The sequence below is a fragment of the Sphingobacterium sp. JB170 genome (assembly GCF_900163865.1).
GTDB lineage: Bacteria > Bacteroidota > Bacteroidia > Sphingobacteriales > Sphingobacteriaceae > Sphingobacterium.
The window spans coordinates 51,648-74,216 of record NZ_FUKU01000037.1 but is presented as its reverse complement, the minus strand read 5'-3'; the positions used below and the strand labels follow the sequence as shown (position 1 = coordinate 74,216).

Here is a 22,569-nt window from a genome sequence, read left to right as displayed (position 1 = left end):
GCACACTCATTATTTTTTGGGATAAGTTCCCGCTCGAAATTGACCCTACATATAGAACGTTTTTTGGAATACTGTTGATTGCCTATTCATTTATGCGTTTTGCACGCCTATGGCAAAATAATTTTTTGAACAACAGAGAAAGATAGTCTGTTGCTCGATTAAACTATTTGAACATTTGTTCATTCTAAGGTATGGGTATGACTTGAGTTTTTAACGAGTAACTTCTAACAATATGAAAATTATCTTTTCCATATTTATTTGTATCACGCTCGGTTTATCAGTGATGGGCTGTAAGTCGTCGGATAAGGAGCATTCTGCGGGTTCAGATAAGCTCGTCGCGGAGAAAGCACCCAAAGGGGGTACACTTGTCGATAGCTTGTCTGTGGCGGTTGACGGGTCGATACTTCCGTTAATTCAGGAGCAGGCTGAAGTTTTTCATTCGGCGTTTCCCAATTCAAAGATTAATTTTATAGCGAAACCCGAATTATTAGCGGTCAAAGAGCTAATTTCTGGAAATGCAAGTGTCGCGATCCTGGCTCGTGAGTTGAATGAACAGGAATCGAGTTATTTTAAAAGCCGGTCTATTACACCCCGCGTGTTTCCGATATGGAAGGACGGAATAGTTATTATCGGAAATACTAATTCCGCCGATACGAGCGTTAATATTGAATCGCTAGTTAATTTATTAAAGGGCGTGAACGTTGGGAATAAAAAGGTTGTTTTTGATAATCTGAACTCGAGTAGTTTTAGACATTTGCAAGATTTAGGGAAGATTGAGAAAGTGGCTTCGAATTTCATTGAAGCGGTTGGTACAAGTGTCGATGTTTTGTCGATGGTTGCTGAGAACCCAAATAAAATAGGTGTTTTAGGCTTTTTAGAGTTCCGAGATTTAATTAGTTCTTTTTCAAATAAAAATAATATTCGTATCTTGAGCGTGCAAAATACGCTGGGTGAGCATGCGGATAATAAATTTTATTTTCCAAGTCAATCAACCATTGCCGCAGGGCAATATCCATTGCAACGTACATTTTATATCTTAAATTATCAACCTAATCTAGGATTAGGTATTAGCTTCTCGGGCTTTGTAACAGGTGATCGAGGACAGCGGATAGTATTGCGTTCGGGCATTGTACCAGCGACCATGCCGGGACGAGAAATAATTATAAGGGATGAAATTTAATTAAATAGAAACAAAAAGTAGAACACGAATAAATTATGACAAACAGCAAATTATTTTTAAGTCTATTAATGGCTGGCGCGACGTTGGGTACGGTTAGTGCGCAAAGCCTGAAAGATGCAAAAGAAGCTTTAGCTGAAGAGCAGTTTGATAAAGCGAAAGACATCTTAGTGAAGTTGACTGAAAAGAAGGCGAAAAAAGGTGAGAACTTTTTTTACTTAGGGAAAGTTCATTTGGTTAATGATAAAGTAGATTCTGCTGCAATTGTCTTTAATCAGGGTTTAACGAATGATCCTAAAGAGTCTTTGAATACAGTGGGTTTAGGTATTGTTGATTTATTGAAAGGTGATTCGACAGCTGCTGAAACTAAATTCTCGACAGCCGTATCACAACTCGGTAGAAGAGATTATCTACCATTATTGTATATTGGTGAAGCATATAATGATGCACCGAAACCAAACTATACAAAATCGATTGAGTATTTAACGCAAGCAAAAGCAAAGAATGAAAAAGATCCAGCGATCTTCGTTGCGCTAGGCGACGCGTATGCAGGTATGGGTGAGAGTAGCCAAGCTTATGTAAATTACCGTGATGCGGAATACATGGATCCGGAATTACTTGCACCAAAAATTGGACAAGCGGTAATTTCCCGTCGTGCGCAGGCGTATGATGTAGTTCTTGAGCAGTTAAATGCACTTATAGGCGAAAATCCCGAGTATGCACCACTATATCGTGAGTTAGCGGAAACGTATTACTTGTCTTCGTTGAAGGCACCAGAAGATCAATATCGCGAGATAAACCTGAAGGGAGTTGAGGCATACAAGAAATATCTTAGCTTAACGGGTGATAGCTCGATCGAAGCAAAAACTCGTTATGCTGATTTTTTAGTTTACTCGGGTAACTATGAGGAGTTGAAAACCGTTGCAGAAGAGCTAGCACAAGCGCCTGATGTGGACGCTAAAGTGTTCCGTTATTTAGGTTATATCGCGTATAATCAAGACAAGGATTACGCTAAGGCGGCTGAACACATGAATGCTTTATTCTCTAAAGTTGAAGAAGATCGTTTAATTCCACGCGATTACCTGTATGCAGGTTTAGCGAACTTAAGTGCTGGTGATTCGGTTAAAGCGCCAGAGTTATTGAAAAAAGCGGTTGAGTTACAAGAAGAAGATGATAATCTAGAAACAGAGATTGCCGAGACAGCATTCGCAAAATATCAAGATGGCGAGGTTGATGAAGCAATTAAAATATTCCGTATCCCTGCGGCAGATCCAGAGTCTGAATACTACTACGATGCAAACTATTATTTAGGTTTGGGGCAGTATAGTAAAGGATCTAAAATTGTATCTCCGGGGCCAGAAGATGAGATTACTCCGGAGTTAGGTCAGCAGAAGTTGAGCGAGGGGAAACCATTTTTAGACGAAGCTGTTATTGCATTTGGTAACGTAACTGCGGCTACCAAACAAGATGTAATTGATAAGTATCTGATCAATTCACTTTATTGGAAAGGTTTATCCGAATTAGCTTTAGACAATGTGATGTATGATCCGGAGAATGTAAAGGGATTGTATTTAGATTCTTTTACTAAATTGTTGGAAACGATTAAGGCTTCTGGTAAAACGGATGAAACTACTGTTTCTTATATCGCTGATGCGAATAACTACATAGGTTATTACCATTACTTTAAAGGAGATAACGCGAAAGCGAAGACGTATTTCGAAGAAACTTTAAAAGTTAGACCGACGGACGAAATTGCCACGCAATTCGTAGAACAACTTTAACAAAAAAATAACATTTAAATATGGAAGGGACTGCTCGCAGTCCCTTTTTTATTGGGAAAAAGTTATATATTTGTTATTGAGAACAGATAATAAACGAATGATTATGGAAAGCGTAAACCTAAGTAGCACTCCAGTAGATTATATACCGATTTTAATACAATTAGGTGTTGCCGTTGGTTTTGGCGTTTTAACAATAGTAGGAACTCACTTAATTGGCCCCAAAGTTCGCACTGCGAATAAATTGTCGTCTTTTGAATCGGGCGTCGAGGTTGTTGGTAACGCGAGACAACCGTTTTCTATAAAGTACTTTTTAGTAGCAATTCTGTTCGTGATATTTGATGTGGAGGTGATATTTATGTATCCGTGGGCGGTTAATTTTCGCGAATTTGGCGTGGAAGGTCTCGTTGAGATGTTCATTTTTATGGCTTTGTTACTAGCCGGACTGGTTTACGTCATCAAGAAGAAAGCGCTGGATTGGAATTAAGGTCGAAGTAATAAGACTTGTCGTTTGTTCAACTGCAAGCTATATTATATTTTTGCAACCCTTAGGAAGGATTCTATTTGACGCCTAACGTTGGTAACGGCGTGACCACGCCTATCCAAGTTGTATAAACCTATCCACCCCCATCATTAGTATTAATATAAACCAAAAATCGATAGTCATGAGTAAAGTGACATTGGCTGAGGCGCCTCCAGGAGTAGAGGGAGCAGGATTTTTTGCAACATCATTAGATAAAGCAATAGGGTTGGCGAGAGCAAATTCATTATGGCCCTTACCATTTGCGACGTCGTGTTGTGGAATTGAATTTATGGCGACAATGGGATCAACGTATGATTTAGCTCGTTTTGGAGCAGAACGTCCAAGTTTTTCCCCGCGCCAGGCAGATATGCTTCTGGTAATGGGGACCATAGCGAAGAAGATGGCGCCCGTACTCAAGCAAGTATACGTTCAAATGGCGGAACCCCGTTGGGTTATTGCCGTAGGTGCATGTGCTTCTAGCGGAGGCATATTTGACACCTATTCGGTGTTACAAGGTATCGATGAGATCATTCCAGTGGATGTGTATGTTCCGGGGTGTCCTCCGCGGCCTGAAGCGATTTTAGATGGCGTTCTAAGATTGCAAGATATTGTTAAGAGTGAGTCTTTGAACAGGCGGAACACACCTGAATACAGAGCGTTATTGGAAAGTTACGGTATTCTAGCGGAGATTGAAAATGGGTAATTTTGATAATCAATATATAACAGATCGTCTACAGCGGAATTTTGGGACGGATGTGAAAATCCTAGGTGAGTCGTTCGGTTTACTCTCGGTTGGTACCGCTAAAGAGCGGATCATCGACCTATTAAGGTTTCTTAAAGAAGACGACGAGCTATCGTTTAGCTATTTGACGGACATCACCGCGGTGCATTATCCGGAATTGGAAGATCCATTCTGTATCGTTTATCATTTACATAACCTTGTCCAAAATATTCGGATTCGGATTAAAGTGTTCGTTGGTGGCGAGCCTCCTTCCATCCCTACGGCGACAACGTTGTGGAAGGGAGCGAACTGGATGGAACGCGAGACATACGATTTCTTTGGGATTGACTTTCAGGGGCACCCTGATTTAAGGCGTATATTGAATATGGATGACCTTGACGTGTTTCCGATGCGCAAGGAATATCCACTCGAAGACCCAAACCGAGTCGATAAGAAAGATTTTTATTTTGGTCGCTAAACAAAAAAAGGATACGAAAAATGACAAAACCGATCACCAAAATAGCACCTAATGCACCCTCCTTTTACGACAATGACCCGCAAGACGAGCTGATAACACTCAATTTGGGGCCTACACATCCGGCTACACACGGTGTATTCCAAAATGTATTGCAGATTGATGGTGAGCGTATCGTAAGTGGAATTTCTACCATTGGGTATATTCACCGAGCATTTGAAAAAATTGCGGAGCATCGCCCTTTTTATCAAATTACGCCTCTTACAGATCGCCTGAACTATTGCTCTTCGCCGATTAATAATATGGGCTGGCACATGACCGTGGAGAAGCTTTTGGAGATTGAAATTCCAAAGCGCGTACAATATATGCGCGTGATTGTAATGGAGCTTGCACGGATTGCCGATCATATCATTTGTAATGGAATTCTTGGTGTCGATACGGGCGCATTTTCTGGGTTTTTATACGTGATGCAGGAGCGGGAGTTTATCTATGAGATTTTTGAGGAGATATGTGGGGCGCGTCTAACGACTAATATTGGGAGGATCGGCGGTTTTGAACGCGACTTTAATGATATTGCGTTTGCCAAGATCCATGAGTTTTTAAAACGTTTCCCTCCTGTTTTAGAAGAATTTGAGAATTTATTTGTACGAAATAGAATTTTTATAGAACGTACATCCGGTGTGGCCGCCGTTACCCCAGAGGAAGCATTGAGCTATAGTTGGTCCGGGCCTATTTTAAGGGCAACCGGCGTGGATTATGATGTGCGTGCGGTATCCCCTTACTGCTCGTATGAAGACTTTGATTTCGAAGTTCCTGTAGGTACGAAGGGGGATGTATATGACCGTTTTATGGTCCGTAACGCCGAGATGTGGCAGTCGCTTCGCATCATTGAGCAGGCGTTAGAGAAAATAGCGGGTGAGCCGGCTGGGGTATTCCATGCTGATGTGCCCGAATTCTACCTGCCACCTAAGGAGCAAGTCTATACAAATATGGAGGCGCTTATTTATCATTTTAAGATTGTAATGGGCGAGTGGGAAGCGCCAAAGGACGAGGTCTATTTTGCAGTAGAGGGTGGAAACGGTGAGTTGGGATTCTATATGATTCACGATGGAGGACGATCTCCTTACCGCTTACATTTCCGACGCCCATCATTTATCAATTATCAAATGTTCGCGCCAATGAGTAGCGGTATGTTGCTCTCAGATGCGATAATCAATATGAGTAGTTTAAACGTAATTGCAGGAGAATTAGATGCTTAGTGTTCAAGAAAATATGATTGTTGAATTTTCGGCAGAAATGTTCGATCAGTTTGCTGAAATAAAGACACGTTATCCCGAAGGGAAGCATAAGTCCGCTTTATTGCCAATTTTACATTTGGTACAAGCGGAATACGGCTGGTTGAGTGCGGATGCGATGGCAAAAGTCGCTGAATTTTTAGCTATTCAACCGATAGAAGTATTTGAAGTAGCGACATTTTATACCATGTTCTTCTTACAACCAAAAGGGAAGTATGTTTTGGAGGTATGTCGGACGGGCCCGTGTTGTTTAGTCGGTGCCGAAGAAATTATGGCGCATATCGAAATGCGCTTGGGCGTCAAGGAGGGCGAAGTAACTCCAGATGGGATGTTCTCCTGGCGAGGGGTTGAATGTATTGCCGCTTGCGGTTTCGGCCCGGTATTGCAAATTGGTCCGAAGTACACCTTCCATGAGGGGCTGACAAAAGAGAGTGTTGATCAGTTGATTGCCGATTTGAAGCAAAAAGCACAAACGAACTAATATGACACGTAAGTTATTATTAACACATATTGATGTACCGGGAATAGAATCTTTCGACATATATCGTCAAAAAGGGGGGTATCGTTCGGTAGAAAAAGCCTTGAAAACAATGTCCCCTGAGGACGTCGTCGAAGAGGTGAAGAAATCCGGGCTGCGTGGACGCGGTGGTGCTGGTTTTCCAACAGGTATGAAGTGGGGATTTCTAGCTAAACCCGAAGGGGTTCCGCGCTACCTTGTTTGTAATGGTGATGAGTCGGAGCCAGGAACATTCAAAGATCGTTTTTTGATGACCAAGATCCCGCATGCTCTTATCGAAGGTATGATTGTTTCGAGCTACGCGCTGGGAGCGGAAGTTTCATATATATATGTGCGCGGAGAGATGATGCCGCAAATTCGAATTCTCGAAAAAGCAATTGCCGAGGCGAAGGCAGCGGGCTTTTTGGGGAAGAATATATTGAACTCGGGATACGATTTAGAAATCTATATTCAACCCGGAGGCGGGGCCTATATTTGTGGTGAAGAGACCGCGTTACTTGAGTCATTGGAAGGTAAACGGGGAAATCCGCGAATTAAGCCTCCTTTTCCAGCAGTATCCGGTCTTTACGGCTGCCCTACGGTCGTCAATAATGTGGAATCAATTGCCGCGACAGTGCCGATCATTAACGATGGCGGTGAAGAATACGCGAAGATCGGGATTGACCGTAGTACCGGAACAAAATTAATTTCCGCCTCAGGTAACATTAACCGTCCTGGGGTATATGAAATCGAATTGGGGGTATCGGTAGAAGAGTTTATCTATTCGGAGGAATATTGCGGCGGGATAGCAGGTGGTAAGCGACTTAAAGCTCTCGTTGCAGGCGGATCATCGGTGCCTGTTTTACCCGCTAATCTTGCGCTTAAAACAGCCAAAGGAGAATTGCGTTTAATGACCTATGAATCGCTTGCAGATGGTGGCTTTGTCACAGGATCTTCGATGGGGTCGGGCGGGTTTATCGTTTATGATGAAGATCAGTGTATCGTACGAAATACGTTGAACTTTACGCGTTTTTACCATCACGAGAGCTGTGGACAATGCTCCCCTTGCCGTGAAGGAACCGGTTGGATGGAGAAATTACTACAAAGGATTGAGTACGGTGGGGCGAATATGGCCGATATAAATTTGCTTTGGGACATACAGAAAAATATTGATGGGAATACGATCTGTCCACTTGGCGACGCTTCAGCATGGCCCGTGGCAAGTGCTATACGTCATTTTAGGGACGAATTCGAATGGCATATTTTGAATCCTGAGGAATCGCAAAATAGAAACTTTGGCTTGGCACATTATGCGGATCCATTAGTTCCGGTTTCCTAAAAAGAAGTCGCTTTTTTTTAATTTTTTACGAAGTAAAATGGCAGAAGAAGGAAAATTTAAAGTAACGATAGACGGGATACCCGTAGAGGTAGCACCGGGCACCACGATATTGAATGCAGCGCGTCTAATTGGTGGGGATATAGTTCCGCCTGCGATGTGTTATTATTCTAAGTTGGAGGGTAGCGGGGGCAAGTGTCGTACTTGTCTTGTGAAAGTCTCGAAAGGCTCCGAGAAAGATCCTCGTCCAATGCCCAAATTGGTTGCTTCTTGTCGCACCACCGTGATGGATGGAATGGAGGTGTCGAATATTACCTCGGATGAAGTACTAGAGGCGCGTAAAGGTGTTGTGGAGATGCTGTTGATCAACCACCCGTTGGATTGTCCTGTTTGTGATCAAGCCGGCGAATGTAAGTTGCAGGATCTGAGCTACGAGCACGGTACCGAGCAAACGCGTTTTGCGTTTGAGCGGCGGACATTCGAGCGTGTAGATATTGGCGATAAGATTCAGCTTCATATGAACCGCTGTATTTTATGTTATCGCTGCGTGTATGTCGCTGACCAGCTGACGACGAAGCGAGAGCACGGGGTGTTGAGCCGAGGAGATTATTCGGAGATCGCCACGTTTATCGAGGCAGCTTTAGACAACGACTTTATCGGAAATGTGATCGATGTTTGTCCGGTGGGTGCGCTCACCGATAAGACTTTTCGCTTTAAAAATAGAGTATGGTTTACTAAACCCGTTGATGCACACCGCGATTGTCCGACCTGCTCGGGTAACGTAACTTTATGGTATAAAGGGGACGATGTACTTCGTGTTACGGGCCGTAAAGATGAATATAATGAGGTCGATGAATTTATTTGTAATACTTGTCGTTTCGATACAAAGAGGACACAAGATTGGATCTTGGAAGCCCCAACGAAAGTCGACAATGAATCCGTAATTACGGCTAACCACTACCTGAACTTCAACCCACCGCCCGTTATTAAAAACAGTAGCGAGCTGCAAGCGGCGAATGAAGAACAATTAGCTAGAACTGAACGATTGAAATAAGCACGAGAATATATGGAATCAGCTTTTATTTTAGAGAAATTAATATTGGTCGTTATCGTTTTCACGGTTTCCCTCGTCATAGCGATGTATTCTACCCTAGCCGAGCGGAAAATTGCTGGCTTTATGCAAGATAGGCACGGTCCCGATCGTGCCGGTTTTGCCGGCATTTTACAACCGCTTTGCGATGGAGGGAAATTCTTTTTCAAAGAAGAGATTATACCCGCCGGTGCGCACAAGTCTTTATTCGTCATTGGCCCCACACTGGCGATTATTACCGCGTGTATCAGTTCGGCAGTCATCCCTTGGGGAGGCAATTTGACCATTGGTGACCGAGTTGTTAGCCTGCAAGTGGCTGATATTAACGTGGGAATATTGTACATTTTTGGTGTGGTTGCTTTGGGGGTATATGGCATTATGATTGGTGGCTGGGCATCGAATAATAAATTTTCATTGATGGGAGCCATTCGCGCGGCCTCGCAGAGTATTAGTTACGAAATTGCCATGGGGCTTTCCATTATTGCACTACTGATGGTCTCGGGCACGCTTTCTATGAGTGAAATTGTCGCGCAGCAGTCTGGATTTGTCAATTGGAATATTTGGGTTCAACCATTAGGCTTCTTGATATTTATTACTTGTTCATTTGCAGAATGTAATCGGGTGCCTTTTGACTTGCCGGAATGTGAAACGGAGCTTGTGGGCGGTTACCATACTGAATATTCATCCATGAAATTGGGTCTTTACATGTTTTCCGAATACATCAATATGTTTGTTTCTTCGGCCCTGATGGCAGCTTTATATTTCGGTGGATATAATTTCCCATTTATGCATGAGCTAGGCCTGTCGGAGAACTGGATTACAATTATTGGTGTACTGGTATTCTTCGTTAAGATATTTGGATTTATTTTCTTCTTCATGTGGATCCGTTGGACTTTGCCCCGGTTTCGGTACGATCAACTGATGAATTTAGGATGGAAAATGTTAATTCCGCTGGCCATTGCGAACATTGTGCTAACCGGCGTGATCACGGTCGTGAAAGATTTGTATTTCAGCTAATCGTTTGGACACTTGGAATAACCAGTAGACTTGGGAATAGAGGTAAAAGATTTAACTATGCAGTCATTATCAAATAGAAAGAAAGTAATAGAGCAGAAACCAATGAATTTTTGGGAGCGGATTTACCTGCCAGCCATCTTCAAAGGTTTGCGTATAACCTTACGGCACTTTTTTATGAAGATCCCAACGGTGAAGTACCCCGAAGAGCGGAGACCGTATTCGAAGAATTTTCGGGGGCAGCATTCGCTAAAAAGAGATGAAGAAGGTCGCGAGCGGTGTACGGCTTGTGGATTATGTGCACTATCATGTCCGGCAGAGGCGATAACGATGACCGCAGCAGAGCGTACTAAGGACGAATCGCACCTATACCGCGAGGAAAAGTATGCGTCGGTATATGAGATTAATATGTTGCGTTGTATTTTTTGCGGATTATGCGAGGAGGCCTGCCCCAAAGAAGCAATCTATTTGGATGGTCCACACGTAACGGCGGATTATTTACGTAAAGATTTTATTTATGGAAAGGATAAATTGGTGGAGCCCAAATTTGATATCAAAATGTTAACTCAAGAAAAATCAATTTAACATGTCTGTTTTTTACCTTGTTGCATTTTTATCTATCTTTTTCGCTTTAATGACGATTTTCACCAAGAATCCCGTCCATAGTGTCCTATACCTTGTAATCACATTCTTCACCTTATCGATCCACTACATTTTATTAAATGCACAGTTCTTGGCTGTCGTCAATTTCATTGTTTATATGGGAGCTATCATGGTGCTGTTCCTATTTGTTTTGATGCTTTTAAATCTGAATGCGGAAACCGAACCAATGAAATCGAATCTGGTAAAGATCATGGGGGCGGTTGCCGGTATGTGTTTGATCGCAACATTACTCGGCGCATTTCGTGTAATAGAGCCCTCGAATATTATCGTGCAGGGCGATGCTGATGTCGGGCTTGTGAAGAACCTTGGAAAGGTATTATTTAATGAATTTTTACTTCCTTTTGAAATCTCGTCAATATTGTTGTTGACGGCGATGATCGGGGCAGTTTTATTAGCAAAAAAAGAGGATAGAAAAGCGTAATGGAAGATATTGTAACACAAATTCAGGGAATTCCACTCGATCATTACATTATATTTTGTAGCATCATATTCGCTATCGGCGTTACTGGTGTGCTTATTCGACGTAATGTGATTATAATTATGATGTCGATCGAATTAATGTTAAATTCTGTAAACCTACTTTTAGCGGCCTTTTCGGCGTTTCGTGGCGACGCGAGCGGGCAGGTGTTTGTCTTCTTTGTTATGGCTCTCGCTGCCGCAGAGGTCGCCGTCGGGCTTGCAATAATAATTATGGTATACCGGAACAACAAATCTGTTGATGTGGAATCGCTTAGCAAGCTGCGTTGGTAATTTATTAGTTATATAGAAAGAGAATAGTATGTCGGAATTAATTTGGCTGATACCCTTAATACCTTTTTTAGGTTTTATTTTTAATGGATTAACGCGCGGTCACGTCCCTAAATCGGTTCACGCACTCGTGGGAAGCGGTGTTGTTTTAGTCGCTTTCCTGTTGAGTATTAATGTATACCTGGAGGTGTTAAATTTGCGCTCGGCAGAACAGAATGCATCGATCGTCGTCCACCTATTTGACTGGTTTTCCGTTGGGAAGCTACAGGTAGCACTTTCTTTTTTAGTTGACCCGTTAAGCGCATTGATGTTATTGATCATTACCGGGGTGGGCTTTTTGATCCATCTGTATTCATGTAGTTATATGGCTAATGATGAGGGTTTTGGTAAGTTTTTTGCCTACTTGAACCTTTTTATATTCTTTATGACTATACTGGTGCTGGGATCCAATTACCTGGTTATGTTTATCGGGTGGGAGGGCGTAGGTCTGTGTTCTTATCTGTTGATCGGATTTTGGTTTAAAAATAATTCTTACGTCGCGGCCGCTAAAAAGGCTTTCGTGATGAATCGGATCGGTGACCTGGGCTTTTTAATCGCATTGTATTTTATTTTAGAAACGTTCGGAAGTTTGGAATACGCTATTGTATTTGAACAAGCGGCAGGTTTGCCTGTAGGGAGCAGTACACTACTTATAATTACGCTGCTGCTGTTTGTTGCTGCCACGGGGAAATCTGCGCAGGTTCCGTTATTCACTTGGTTGCCCGACGCGATGGCTGGCCCTACGCCGGTTTCCGCATTAATACATGCGGCGACGATGGTCACCGCAGGGGTCTATATGATTGTTCGCTCGAATATTCTGTTTGTACTCGCGCCGACAACGATGGATATAATGGCTATAATTGGACTGGTAACAGCGTTTGTAGCGGCATTTATTGCCCTAACGCAAAACGATATAAAGAAAGTACTGGCATATTCTACAGTGTCCCAACTGGGATACATGTTTCTAGGCCTCGGGATCGGTGCGTTCACCGGGGCTTTTTTCCACGTGCTTACGCACGCATTTTTTAAGGCGCTATTGTTTCTTGGCGCTGGATCGGTGATTCATGCGATGCACGATGAACAAGATATGCGCAAAATGGGCGGATTGCGCAAAGCTTTGCCCGTTACATTTGCTACAATGCTGATTGGAACCATTGCAATAAGTGGAATTCCACCACTGGCCGGATTTTTTTCCAAAGATGAAATATTAGCACATGCTTTTGCTTATAACCCGTTGGTTTGGGGAGTTGGGTTATTAACAGCTCTTTTTACAGCCTTTTATATGTTTCGTTTACTCTACCTAACATTCTTCGGAAGCTTTAGAGGAACCCAGGAACAGAAGGAGCAGTTGCATGAATCGCCGTGGCAGATGAGCTTACCGCTTATCATATTGGCTTTTTTATCTATTGTTGGCGGATTCATCAACGTCCCCGAAGCGCTTGGTGGCCATCATTGGTTAGCTGCATTTCTAGCGCCTGTTATCGACGCCTCGAGTGCGCACACGACGCCACTGGCACTGAACCATAGCACGGAATACATTTTAATGGCAACTTCATCACTTGGCGCAATAGCGATGGCGGTGTATGCCTACAGTACGTATGTCACTAAACGAGGTATTCCTTTAGAAGATGGAAAACAAGTCGGCGGACTTTATCGCCTTTCATACAATAAATTTTATTTTGACGAATTCTATCGCGCTATTATTGACAAACCGTTGAACAGACTCTCGATTGTTTTCTACCGATACGTGGATAAGCTTGCGATTGATGGTTTTGTAAATGGAATAGGGCAATTTTTTGTGACAACAGGAAAGGGGCTTCGTCAACTGCAAAATGGTCAAGTAGGATTTTATTTGATGATGATGGTAATTAGCGTGATTGTGATTTTGCTTTATGGCGTTTATAGTATTTAATAGGCATTCAAAATGAAAAATCTGATCAACACACATTCACAGACAGGGATCTTTAAAACTTTAACTTTCTAATGGACAACCTATTTATATTATTGCTATTACCCGTTATAGGTGCTCTCGTCTTATCTTTTGCAAAGGATGCCAAGACAGCAAAAATGTTAGCTTTGCTGATAGCACTTTTGGAATTCGGTTTAACCCTACCTTTTCTATATCAATTTATCCCCGACGCTAGTATACAATTTGAACAGCAGTTCCTTTGGATTGCTTCTTTGGGGTTAAGCTTTCATATAGGACTTGACGGCATTAGCCTCCCGCTTGTGCTCTTAACAAACGGATTGATGCCTTTGATCGTTCTGACTAGTTTTGGAAAGAGCTTTAAAGGGAGCTTTTATGCCCTGGTCTCGTTTATGCAGTTTGGCTTACTACTTGTGTTTGTCGCTCTGGATGCCTTCTCTTTCTATATCGGATGGGAGGCGGCGCTGATTCCGATTTATTTTATTTGTGCGTTATGGGGAGACGGGGACCGGATCAACATCAATTTGAAGTTTTTTGTATACACCTTTTTTGGCAGTTTGCTAATGCTTGTGGCGCTCGTGTTTTTGTACAACCAAAGTGCTGAAAAAAGTTTGGAGTGGGCTGCTTTGGCATCACTTGACTTGGATGAGGGCACCCAGCGCTGGTTATTTTGGGCTTTCTTTATTGCTTTTGCAATAAAAATCCCGGTATTTCCTTTTCATACCTGGCAGCCTAATACCTATACGCATGCGCCGGCAGGAGGAACGATGCTGTTAGCGGGTGTCATGTTGAAGATGGGTGTCTATGGTTTAATACGCTGGCTGATGCCTATCGCACCTTTCGGTGTTATGGCTTATGGTCAAATTGTCATGGTGCTTTGCGTCATAGGCATTGTGTACGCTTCAATAATCGCATTTAAGCAAAAAGATGCAAAGCGTTTAATCGCCTATTCTTCCATTGCGCACCTCGGGCTGATTACCGCGGGCGTTTTTTCTTGGAATTTAGAAGGCTTACAAGGAAGTATTATACAGATGGTAAACCACGGACTGAGTGTTGTCGGGCTGTTCTTTATTATTGATTTAATCCAGGACCGCACAGGTACGCGGCTAATAGCTGACTGGGGCGGTTATGCGGCGAAAGCGCCACGACTAGCATGGCTATTCTTATTGCTTATTATGGGGGCAATTGGCTTACCGCTTACTAATGGCTTTATTGGTGAGTTTCTCTTATTAAAAGGTATTTTCGATTACGGTGTGTGGTATGCTGTATTTGGGGGCTTAACGTTAATCTTTGGCGCGGTTTATATGCTAAGGTTTTATAAAAAAGCCATGCTCGGTCCGCTGCCTGAGGGGGCAGAGCAATCCTCTTTTGAAGATGTTCATGGGTATGAACTCGTGGTACTTCTGGTTATCGGTTTTTTCGTTCTATTTTTAGGCGTTTGGCCGCGAGCGATACTGGAGCTTTCGGAAGCCTCGGTAGTGAATTTATTGAATCAAATCAAATTTTAAAAGCGATTGTAAAATATTATGGGGGCGATAATTACATTATCTATATTAGGCATTATATTACTTTATTTTGGGCTATATAATGCGAAAAAGGCATTGTTGCCGACGGCACTTATCGGATTGCTTGTCGCGATAGGCTTTTATGTGTCGCAATGGAATACGGTTCCAGATCCGATTTTCAACGGGATGGTTGTTTTTGATCATTTGGCAATATCATTTTCCATCCTATGTATTGTAATAACAGGATTAATCTTGCTGCTATCCAAAGAATATTTCCGTACGATGAGTGAGCATATTGCCGAATATTATACGCTGATACTCTTTTCACTGGTGGGGGCGTTACTCGTTAATTGCTACCATAACTTCGCGATGTTGTTTATCGGCATTGAGATAATGTCCGTGGCACTGTACATTCTTGTGGGTATACGAAAGAACGATTTAGCGTCGAATGAGGCTTCCATGAAGTATTTTTTGATGGGCGCGTTCTCAACAGGATTTTTACTTTTTGGTATTACCCTGATGTATGGCGCTTCGGGAACCTTCGATTTGGTCGGACTGCGCAACTATGTAAATGGCGTAAGTGCTGTCTCTCCGTTGTTCTATGGCGGGATCCTATTGATGCTTTGTGGATTGTGTTTCAAGATCGGCGCCGCTCCTTTTCATTTTTGGACGCCGGATGTATATGATGGGGCGCCTATTCTGATTACGAGTTTTATGAGTACCGTGGTAAAGATTGCTTGTTTTGTAGGTTTTCTTCGTTTATTCAGTACCGTTCTTGTTCCCTTGGATGGCTTCTGGACGCCTGTACTGTTAACAATCGTGGTGATAACGCTGTTCACCGGTAATATCACGGCGCTGATGCAATCAAGCTTCAAACGTATGATGGCCTATTCAAGTATTTCGCATGCTGGATATATGCTTTTTGCGATCGTTGCTGTTAGCGTCAGTTCGGGTTCAAGTATGCTGGTTTACGCTTCGGCGTATAGCTTAGCTTCGGTTATTGCTTTCGGTGCGCTAATACTCGTGAAGCGGCGTACTGGGTCGGATAATTTTGAGTCGTTTAATGGACTCGCCAAACGCGATCCATGGCTTGCTCTTGTGTTATCGATCGCTATGTTTTCGTTGGCTGGCATCCCGTTAACGGCAGGGTTTATGGGTAAATTTATGATGTTTAATCAAGCCATGGGTGCCTTTAACGTAACCTTACTTGTCCTGGCAGCAATAAATGCAGCTATAGGTGTTTATTATTATTTACATGTGGTGGTAAACATGTATTTCAAAGCACCCGCAGCGCAAGAGGAAAAAGGGTTAGAGATATCTGCTAATTATAAGGTTGTTCTGACAATTGCTGCTTTATTAACGATTGTTCTGGGCGTTTACCCAGATGTTATTTTATCCTTTTTGTAGGCTATTGTTATAGCTTTTCTTCCAGTGTTTCTTTTTTTAAAGACAGTCGTTTGTTTGTTGTATAGATTTTTATGGCCATCAAAAAATAGACGAGCAACAGCGGACCAAATACAAGGCCGATAATGCCAAACAGAGGAAGGCCTATAATTACGCCTACCACCGTAATCAGTGGGTGAATATCGCCTACCTTTTTTGCGACGATCATCCGAAGAAGGTTGTCTATATTAATTACTAGACCGAAACCCCACACCAATAATCCGACACCCTGCCATGTTTGTCCCTGCGAGAGCAGGATTAATACCGCAGGAACGAAAATAAGCGGGGGCCCCAGTAAAGGAATAAAAGAGAGTATAGCACAGATGACGCCCCAGAAAAGGGGATCACTTACCCCGAATATAACAAACCCAAGGGCTAAACAAGCTCCTTGTATGATCGCGATGATTGTTTGTCCAATGATGTTGGAATAGGTGACGTTTTTTAATTCTGTTCCGAAATTTGTTACTTGCTTTTCATCGAATGGCATGTAATGTGTCAAGCTCTTCTCAAAACCGCGATAGTTGGTAAAGGCAAAATACAAAACGAAGTACATCACGGATATTTCCAAGAAGATGTTTGCGGCACCTCCGACGATCGTAGTAAGCATCCCCCCTAAGTATGCGGCACTAGCTTCAAGCTGTTCTTTCAGGAAATCCGGCTTTCCAAGCTTATCGCCAGCGAAGCTATTGATTGTTTCAATGATCTTGTTTATCCACGTGCGATCTTCTTGAAGTTCAATGACTTTATTGACAAGCATACTTCCGATCCCCAGGAAGGGAAGGATGATGATGAAAAGTGAAAGAATGATGATTGTGATTGCACTGATGGGTTTGGGCCAGGACCAGCGCTCGATGAGAAAAATATTTAAGGGACGAAAAAGTGTATACATGATGGAAGTCCCCAAAAAGGCGGCATATAACCCGCGTGTCGCATAGAGTAGGATAGCACCCAAAACAATCACGATTATCAATATGATTATGTTTCGTTCTTTTTGCGAAAAAACAGAGTTGTTCATAATGTTGGGTTTAGTTTGTTTACGAAGTGCTTTTTAGAAATTTGGTTTTCTCTTTTCTAAAAATGCCGAAACACCTTCCTTAAAGTCTTCGGTGTCGAATGCGCTTGTGAAGGCCTCGATCTCCGCGTTGTAGCCACCACCATTGGCTGCTTGTAGGCCCTCGTTTACGACGTTTATCGCTGTTGCAATAGCATGTGGAGAGCGCGTATACATCTTCTCCAGGAGCTCTTCACTTTTGGTGATTAAAGATTCTTGTGGTACAACATAGTTAACTAATCCCCATTGTAATGCTTCCTGCGCGTCGATCATCTCGCCACTCATGATCATTTCCAGGGCCTTCGCCCGTCCCACAAGCTGGGGCAAGCGCTGCGTGCCCCCGTAGCCAGGAATAAGGCCAAGAGAGACTTCAGGAAGACCCATTTTTGCGTTTGCACTCGCCACACGTAAGTGGCAGGCCATAGCCAGCTCGAGGCCTCCTCCCAGGGCGAAACCATTTACTGCAGCGATAACGGGTTTTGGGAAATTATAGATTACGTCCATCACCTGATGGTGCCCTGTTTGGGTAAGATCTTTTGCTTGGCTGCGGCTAAGATTCTTAAATTCGGAAATATCCGCGCCAGCGACAAATGCCTTAGCTCCAGCCCCAGTGACAATTATTCCGCGGACCTGCGTATCGGCCTTTAATACTTGTAGAATTTGTCCAAGTTCTTTAATTGTAGCAAAATTCAGAGCGTTAAGTTTGTCCGGCCGATTTACGGTAAGGTAGGCGGTTTTCCCTTTTTTGTCTACTAGAAAATTTTGTGGTGAATCCATGATTAAAAATTAAGGTGCAAACTAACGCGATATGCGTCTTTGTCGATATTTGGTAGGCCCAGGTAATTCAACCTACGTACATATTCAACACGCAATATTCGAAGAATGTTATCAATGCCAACACTTCCCTCCCAGTAAGGAGACTTGTCCATGACGTGCGTCATGGTCTGTCCCTCTTTGTTCTTATCAAACCGGATGACCTGGTCACTGTAGTAGGGGTTATTGTTGTCAGACAAGTCGCCGTAAAACATTTTAACACCCCATATCTCCCGGAGATTTAATCTTTTTATGAATGGTATTTTATTGAATATGAAACCTTCGAGTTGATGTTGAAATGAAAATCGAACATATTCATCAGCTACAAATTCCATGCCCTGCATCAATGAAAAGTCAATCACGTGTCGATCTTCTTCGCGATAGACATCCGGTAGCTCCAAGAGTGGATAAGGGAGCGTCCCCCATATTTTTCCGCCCGCGAGGGTTGCATCTGCAAAACCAAACTGCTTTAAGAAGAAACGCTTGGATACGGATGCACGAAGGGCATCAAATGTATAGTCTCCGCCCCAGAAACCTTTAAGCCCGCGATTATACTGGAGATTAAAAACAGGGTAACGCTCAACAATTGTACTGCGTACGAGGTTTCTGTAATAGAATTTTTCATTCGGTGCCCACCGTAAGATGAACTCTAGCTCGTTGGTGTTTATCTCGGGGATGGACCGTTTGGAGTCCCCCGAAGACACAAATGACAGGTCGCCAATCGCCCGTCGTCGGTGATGGAGGAAAGAACTTTGAAAACTTAGGTGGTTGCCAAATTCTATAAGATGTTTGACTTGGTAAGCGTAAGTGTCCATCCATTTAGTCGGCCTACTGCTTCGTATGGATTGAAAGAAGCTGTCACCCTTTTTAAAGCCTAGGTTACGGCCTGGATCGAAGATGTCATGCTGTACAGCTGCCTGTATGTAGTGTGCCGGGTAAGCGGCAACGGATTCCCCATTTAGGGATAATGTAGGGCGTAGGAAATATTTTGCCGAACGGTCTTTTAAACCGTAGGCAACGTAGCCTTCGAGGAACAACTTTTCGGAGAATGCAGCTGTCGTTCTACCTCCTAAGCGAATTCGATCTCCTTCGATATTGTTTCGAGAATAAAGGTATTCCAGTGGACCGATTTCGATGGGGCCGAAAGGATAGAACCCTTGGCTCAGCACATAACCCACCGCAAGCATCGTTTTGAATGTCCGGTTATTGTTCAGCGAGTCGGTGTTCGTATATACATTAGCTTCCACTGGCGAGAGCTGCAAGGGGCGCTTGGTCGTTAATAAGTCCGCATTGTCTTGCGCCTGTGGCGATATTTCTGTGGGCGCTCCTTTATATACCGTGTCGGAAAATTTGGCGGTAAAATTGTGATCATAATTTATAGTTGATTTACGCCCATAGACCGCATCATTATTTTTAACACCGAATATAATGTTTACGTCGCTTTTGGAGAGATACATATATTGGTATTGGTTCCGACGATACTGTAGATTGATCGTGATTTCATTCACCCAGTTTAAATTCGATTCTTTGTTTGCGTGTAGTTCGGCATAGCGCACCGCATAACGTGAATCCATTGTGATATGAAGCTTACCACTAAGGAGCAAATCTCGTTTATTACGAGGCTCAAATATTAATTCGATGAATGTGCCCTCGTCAGTGTTCAACGTATCGGAGATATAATATTTGTAAAATGTCGGTGCATTGTTCGCAATAGGGCTGATAAAAAGCTTATTGATTAGGAAGATATTTTCATCGTAAATTTCGACGTCTTGAAACAGATAGGATAAGTAGGACTGAATGTTATGATTGTTCACAAAACGTTCGTCAAGCTTGGTCTGTTTCTGCGAGCTTATGAACTTTTTAAAGTTTTTGGGATCATTTTGTGCGTACACGTCGCCCATTTGCTCCTGCATGAATATCGGTAGAAGTCGGTTTCCGGGTGAAGATGTCGTATCAATGTTTTGGAACACGAAGGCCAGGTTACCCATTCTCTTCTGGTATTTTTCCGAGGGGTTTACAAGTCCAAAAAGGAGTTTGTCGTATTGTTGAAAGTGCAGCTTTGATTGATTCTCTAAGCGGTTTCTTTTTTTGTTTTTAATAACTTGGTTGATAATGTCGACGGCAGGATTACGGTTCTGGTATTTCTTTCTGCGCGAAATCTCGACCGCTTCGATGAGTTGTTCGTTTTGCTCTAAGGTTATTTCCAGCGAGGGAGGGATACTATCGTAAATACGGCTTGTTTCTTTATATCCTACAGCCGATACGATTATTTGTAAAGGGGTTTTTAGATTACTCGATAGTGTAAAAAAGCCGGTTGAATCACAAGATGTACCTTCGGTAGTTCCTACGATTTTAACACTTGCGGGAATTCCTTTTCCGGATTTTACATCGACAATTCGTCCAGATATTTTTTGTTGACCTATTGCCTGATGGAACACCCCTATCAGTAGAAATATACATATAAATAGTCTGATCAACCTAATTCTCCTCATGTTCGATTTATAGCTCCCCTATGAAATAAAGCTCCTTATAAATATAGTGATTGTGGTACAACAAAAAAATTTAATCGTTAAAATTGCAATCATCAAGATTTAATTCAGGCGAATAGGTGGATTGGGTATTGGTTTTAAGCCCTGCAGTAGCGCCGAAAATAGTCGTTACGCTACTGCAGGGGTAATTTATTAATAGCCTGCGCCGTTGCGTCGCGGTTGACGTATTGCAGGCCAGCTTGACGGGGTACCGTCGAGCTTGGAAGGCATCACGCGCTGCTGGCGGTCCACTAGCGTGTCTTCCTGAGCCGCTTTGTAAGTAAGAATGGCCGTTAAGATTACGTTATCGATCAGGTCGTCAAAAACGATTTTGTCATAAGTATCCAAGTTTGTATGCCAGGTGTTGCTGAAATAACCCCATGATAAAGCACTCAGCATAAATGCGGGGACGCCGGCTGCGGTGAATGAAGCATGGTCCGACCCCCCACCACTGGGGCTACCTGGGAAGGTTGTTTGTATATCTTGTGTGATATTATTGGGTACCGATTGTAGCCAGCGGCCCATAAAATCGTAGGCGTGTACGAAACCCGATCCGTTGATTTCTGCCACCCTACCGGTCCCGTTATCTAAATTGAACACCGCTTGCGTTTTCTCGACGATCGCAGGGTTATCGAGCACAAAAGAACGTGAACCGTTTAAGCCTTGTTCCTCACTTCCCCACAGACCGATTAAAATAGTGCGTTTTGGGTTGGGAAATACCGTTTTTAGTACACGCGCGACTTCCATCATCGCTAAAGTTCCGGTGCCATTATCTGTTGCTCCAGATCCCCCTTCCCAAGAGTCTAAATGTGCCGAAAGGATCACATATTCGTTCGGGAATTCGGAGCCTTTGATTTGCGCTATGGTATTGAATGATGGTACATCTCCGAGTTCTTTAGAGCTGGTTTCAATTTTTAATTTTGGCGCAATACCATTTTGTGATAACCGATATAGTTGACCATAATCTTCAAGGGAGAGATCCACCGAAGGTACGCTGTGTGTGCGGGCACCGAAAATCTTGTTTGCACCGAATTCACGCGACCAAAAACTCGAGATGATACCTATCGCGCCTGCTTCTTCAAGTTTTGCGGGGATAGAGTTTGCCGAAAGCCCGATGTTTTTGAGGTTTTCGTTGTAGGCTTGTTGGATTGAGTCACGATTTTGTTTCATCTTTTCAATGGATTCTGCTCGGCCATACTCGGACCAGTTGTGATCCGGCCGGCCGGTGGGCTGGTAGACCGATGTCATTACATATTTACCCTTGGCTCGCGGTAGCCACCGCGTGAATGCTGTTGCGTCAGTGAATGTTGGGAGTACGATTACCTCTCCTTCAATAGCTTTTCCTCCAGTACTCGGACTCCAAGCTAACTGGGTTCCGTTGAGCGTTTTGGTATGTGGATAAACCATGTCGATGTGAGAAATGCCACGCTGCCAGCCGCGCCACTCGCCAAACTGTTCATTTTTAGCATCTATGCCCCAGCTTTGAAACTTCTCTACAGCCCATTCATTTGCTTTTCTCATCTGTGGTGTGCCCACTAGGCGAGGGCCGACCACGTCGAGCAACTCGAAGGCGAGAAGTTCCAGTTGGGAATTATCGGTTGCTTCCTTCACGATTTTTTCGACGATGGGGTCTCGTGTTTGTTCATTTTGGATGTTGTACTGTGCAGGTAGTTTGGTACTCACTAGGAGCGTACTTGCGCACAGCATGATTCCGATTCTTGATATTTTTTTGTTTAGCGACATAATAGTTGTTGATTAGTTAATCGGTCTAAATCTCGGAATTATTTTCGGATTCTAAAATTGGAGATTTAGAGCACGCTTTTGTGCGCCTCGATATGCCTTTGCCAGCTCGGACAGTTCGTGCCGTTTAAACCCTCTACTAATGGCTGTCGGCGCGCTGGGGACAAACGCGAGTGGTGTCTGTTTAACAATTTTGTGACCTGGCGTA

20 protein-coding genes are annotated in these 22,569 nt (G+C 43.2%); 16 read left to right on the top strand and 4 right to left on the bottom strand.

The features are described from left to right. Positions 1-232: 232 nt before the first annotated feature. The 16 genes from FM107_RS11290 to FM107_RS11215 all read left to right on the top strand — a co-directional run bounded on the left by FM107_RS11290 (position 233) and on the right by FM107_RS11215 (position 16,193). Positions 233-1,180, top strand: a complete 948-nt coding sequence (locus tag FM107_RS11290; protein ID WP_086948620.1) for a PstS family phosphate ABC transporter substrate-binding protein — start codon at positions 233-235, stop codon at positions 1,178-1,180. A 35-nt stretch (positions 1,181-1,215) separates the two neighbouring features. After that, on the top strand, positions 1,216-2,958 hold the full coding sequence (locus tag FM107_RS11285; protein WP_086948619.1) for a hypothetical protein: 1,743 nt from the start codon (positions 1,216-1,218) through the stop codon (positions 2,956-2,958). 103 nt (positions 2,959-3,061) lie between these two features. After that, entirely contained in the window at positions 3,062-3,442 is a 381-nt protein-coding gene (locus tag FM107_RS11280; protein ID WP_086948650.1) for an NADH-quinone oxidoreductase subunit A, read from the top strand. Between the two features lie 178 nt (positions 3,443-3,620). Continuing rightward, on the top strand, positions 3,621-4,181 hold the full coding sequence (locus FM107_RS11275; protein ID WP_086948618.1) for an NADH-quinone oxidoreductase subunit B: 561 nt from the start codon (positions 3,621-3,623) through the stop codon (positions 4,179-4,181). Next, entirely contained in the window at positions 4,174-4,677 is a 504-nt protein-coding gene (locus tag FM107_RS11270) for an NADH-quinone oxidoreductase subunit C (RefSeq protein ID WP_086948617.1), read from the top strand. The genes FM107_RS11275 and FM107_RS11270 overlap by 8 nt, the downstream gene beginning before the upstream one ends. Before the next feature lie 20 nt (positions 4,678-4,697). Further along, positions 4,698-5,933 (top strand): NADH-quinone oxidoreductase subunit D, encoded by a 1,236-nt coding sequence (locus FM107_RS11265; RefSeq protein ID WP_086948616.1) that lies wholly within the window; start codon positions 4,698-4,700, stop codon positions 5,931-5,933. Continuing rightward, a complete protein-coding gene (gene nuoE / locus FM107_RS11260) occupies positions 5,926-6,450 on the top strand; it encodes an NAD(P)H-dependent oxidoreductase subunit E (RefSeq protein ID WP_086948615.1) in 525 nt (174 codons plus the stop codon). The genes FM107_RS11265 and nuoE overlap by 8 nt, the downstream gene beginning before the upstream one ends. A 1-nt stretch (position 6,451) precedes the next feature. Continuing rightward, positions 6,452-7,804 (top strand): NADH-quinone oxidoreductase subunit NuoF, encoded by a 1,353-nt coding sequence (gene nuoF / locus FM107_RS11255; protein WP_086948614.1) that lies wholly within the window; start codon positions 6,452-6,454, stop codon positions 7,802-7,804. A 37-nt stretch (positions 7,805-7,841) separates the two neighbouring features. After that, the gene (locus tag FM107_RS11250; RefSeq protein WP_086948613.1) at positions 7,842-8,855 is read left to right on the top strand and encodes a 2Fe-2S iron-sulfur cluster-binding protein; all 1,014 of its coding nucleotides are present in this window, start codon (positions 7,842-7,844) and stop codon (positions 8,853-8,855) included. Positions 8,856-8,867: 12 nt separating this feature from the next. After that, positions 8,868-9,908, top strand: coding sequence for an NADH-quinone oxidoreductase subunit NuoH (gene nuoH, locus FM107_RS11245; RefSeq protein WP_086948612.1), 1,041 nt, complete (start codon positions 8,868-8,870; stop codon positions 9,906-9,908). Positions 9,909-9,965: 57 nt separating this feature from the next. After that, positions 9,966-10,490: an NADH-quinone oxidoreductase subunit I gene (locus FM107_RS11240; RefSeq protein WP_086948611.1), complete on the top strand. Its 525-nt coding sequence runs from the start codon at positions 9,966-9,968 to the stop codon at positions 10,488-10,490. A gap of 1 nt (position 10,491) precedes the next feature. Beyond that, positions 10,492-10,989: an NADH-quinone oxidoreductase subunit J gene (locus FM107_RS11235; RefSeq protein ID WP_086948610.1), complete on the top strand. Its 498-nt coding sequence runs from the start codon at positions 10,492-10,494 to the stop codon at positions 10,987-10,989. Continuing rightward, positions 10,989-11,318: an NADH-quinone oxidoreductase subunit NuoK gene (nuoK, locus tag FM107_RS11230; protein ID WP_086948609.1), complete on the top strand. Its 330-nt coding sequence runs from the start codon at positions 10,989-10,991 to the stop codon at positions 11,316-11,318. The genes FM107_RS11235 and nuoK overlap by 1 nt, the downstream gene beginning before the upstream one ends. Positions 11,319-11,346: 28 nt before the next feature. After that, a complete protein-coding gene (gene nuoL, locus FM107_RS11225) occupies positions 11,347-13,266 on the top strand; it encodes an NADH-quinone oxidoreductase subunit L (RefSeq protein WP_086948608.1) in 1,920 nt (639 codons plus the stop codon). A gap of 71 nt (positions 13,267-13,337) precedes the next feature. Further along, on the top strand, positions 13,338-14,789 hold the full coding sequence (locus FM107_RS11220) for a NuoM family protein (RefSeq protein WP_086948607.1): 1,452 nt from the start codon (positions 13,338-13,340) through the stop codon (positions 14,787-14,789). An 18-nt stretch (positions 14,790-14,807) separates the two neighbouring features. Continuing rightward, positions 14,808-16,193 (top strand): NADH-quinone oxidoreductase subunit N, encoded by a 1,386-nt coding sequence (locus FM107_RS11215; RefSeq protein ID WP_086948606.1) that lies wholly within the window; start codon positions 14,808-14,810, stop codon positions 16,191-16,193. Positions 16,194-16,200: 7 nt separating this feature from the next. Here FM107_RS11215 and FM107_RS11210 read toward each other — a convergent pair whose 3' ends face one another. From FM107_RS11210 to FM107_RS11195, 4 genes are all read right to left on the bottom strand, one after another. Beyond that, positions 16,201-17,244 carry an AI-2E family transporter gene (locus FM107_RS11210; RefSeq protein ID WP_086948605.1) on the bottom strand — a complete coding sequence of 348 codons (1,044 nt, stop codon included), beginning with the start codon at positions 17,242-17,244 and terminating at the stop codon, positions 16,201-16,203. Positions 17,245-17,277: 33 nt separating this feature from the next. Then, entirely contained in the window at positions 17,278-18,057 is a 780-nt protein-coding gene (locus tag FM107_RS11205) for an enoyl-CoA hydratase/isomerase family protein (protein ID WP_086948604.1), read from the bottom strand. 2 nt (positions 18,058-18,059) lie between these two features. After that, positions 18,060-20,585 carry a DUF5686 family protein gene (locus FM107_RS11200; protein ID WP_086948603.1) on the bottom strand — a complete coding sequence of 842 codons (2,526 nt, stop codon included), beginning with the start codon at positions 20,583-20,585 and terminating at the stop codon, positions 18,060-18,062. A 189-nt stretch (positions 20,586-20,774) separates the two neighbouring features. Further along, a complete protein-coding gene (locus FM107_RS11195; protein WP_218778965.1) occupies positions 20,775-22,364 on the bottom strand; it encodes a M20/M25/M40 family metallo-hydrolase in 1,590 nt (529 codons plus the stop codon). Between the last annotated feature and the right edge of the window lie 205 nt (positions 22,365-22,569).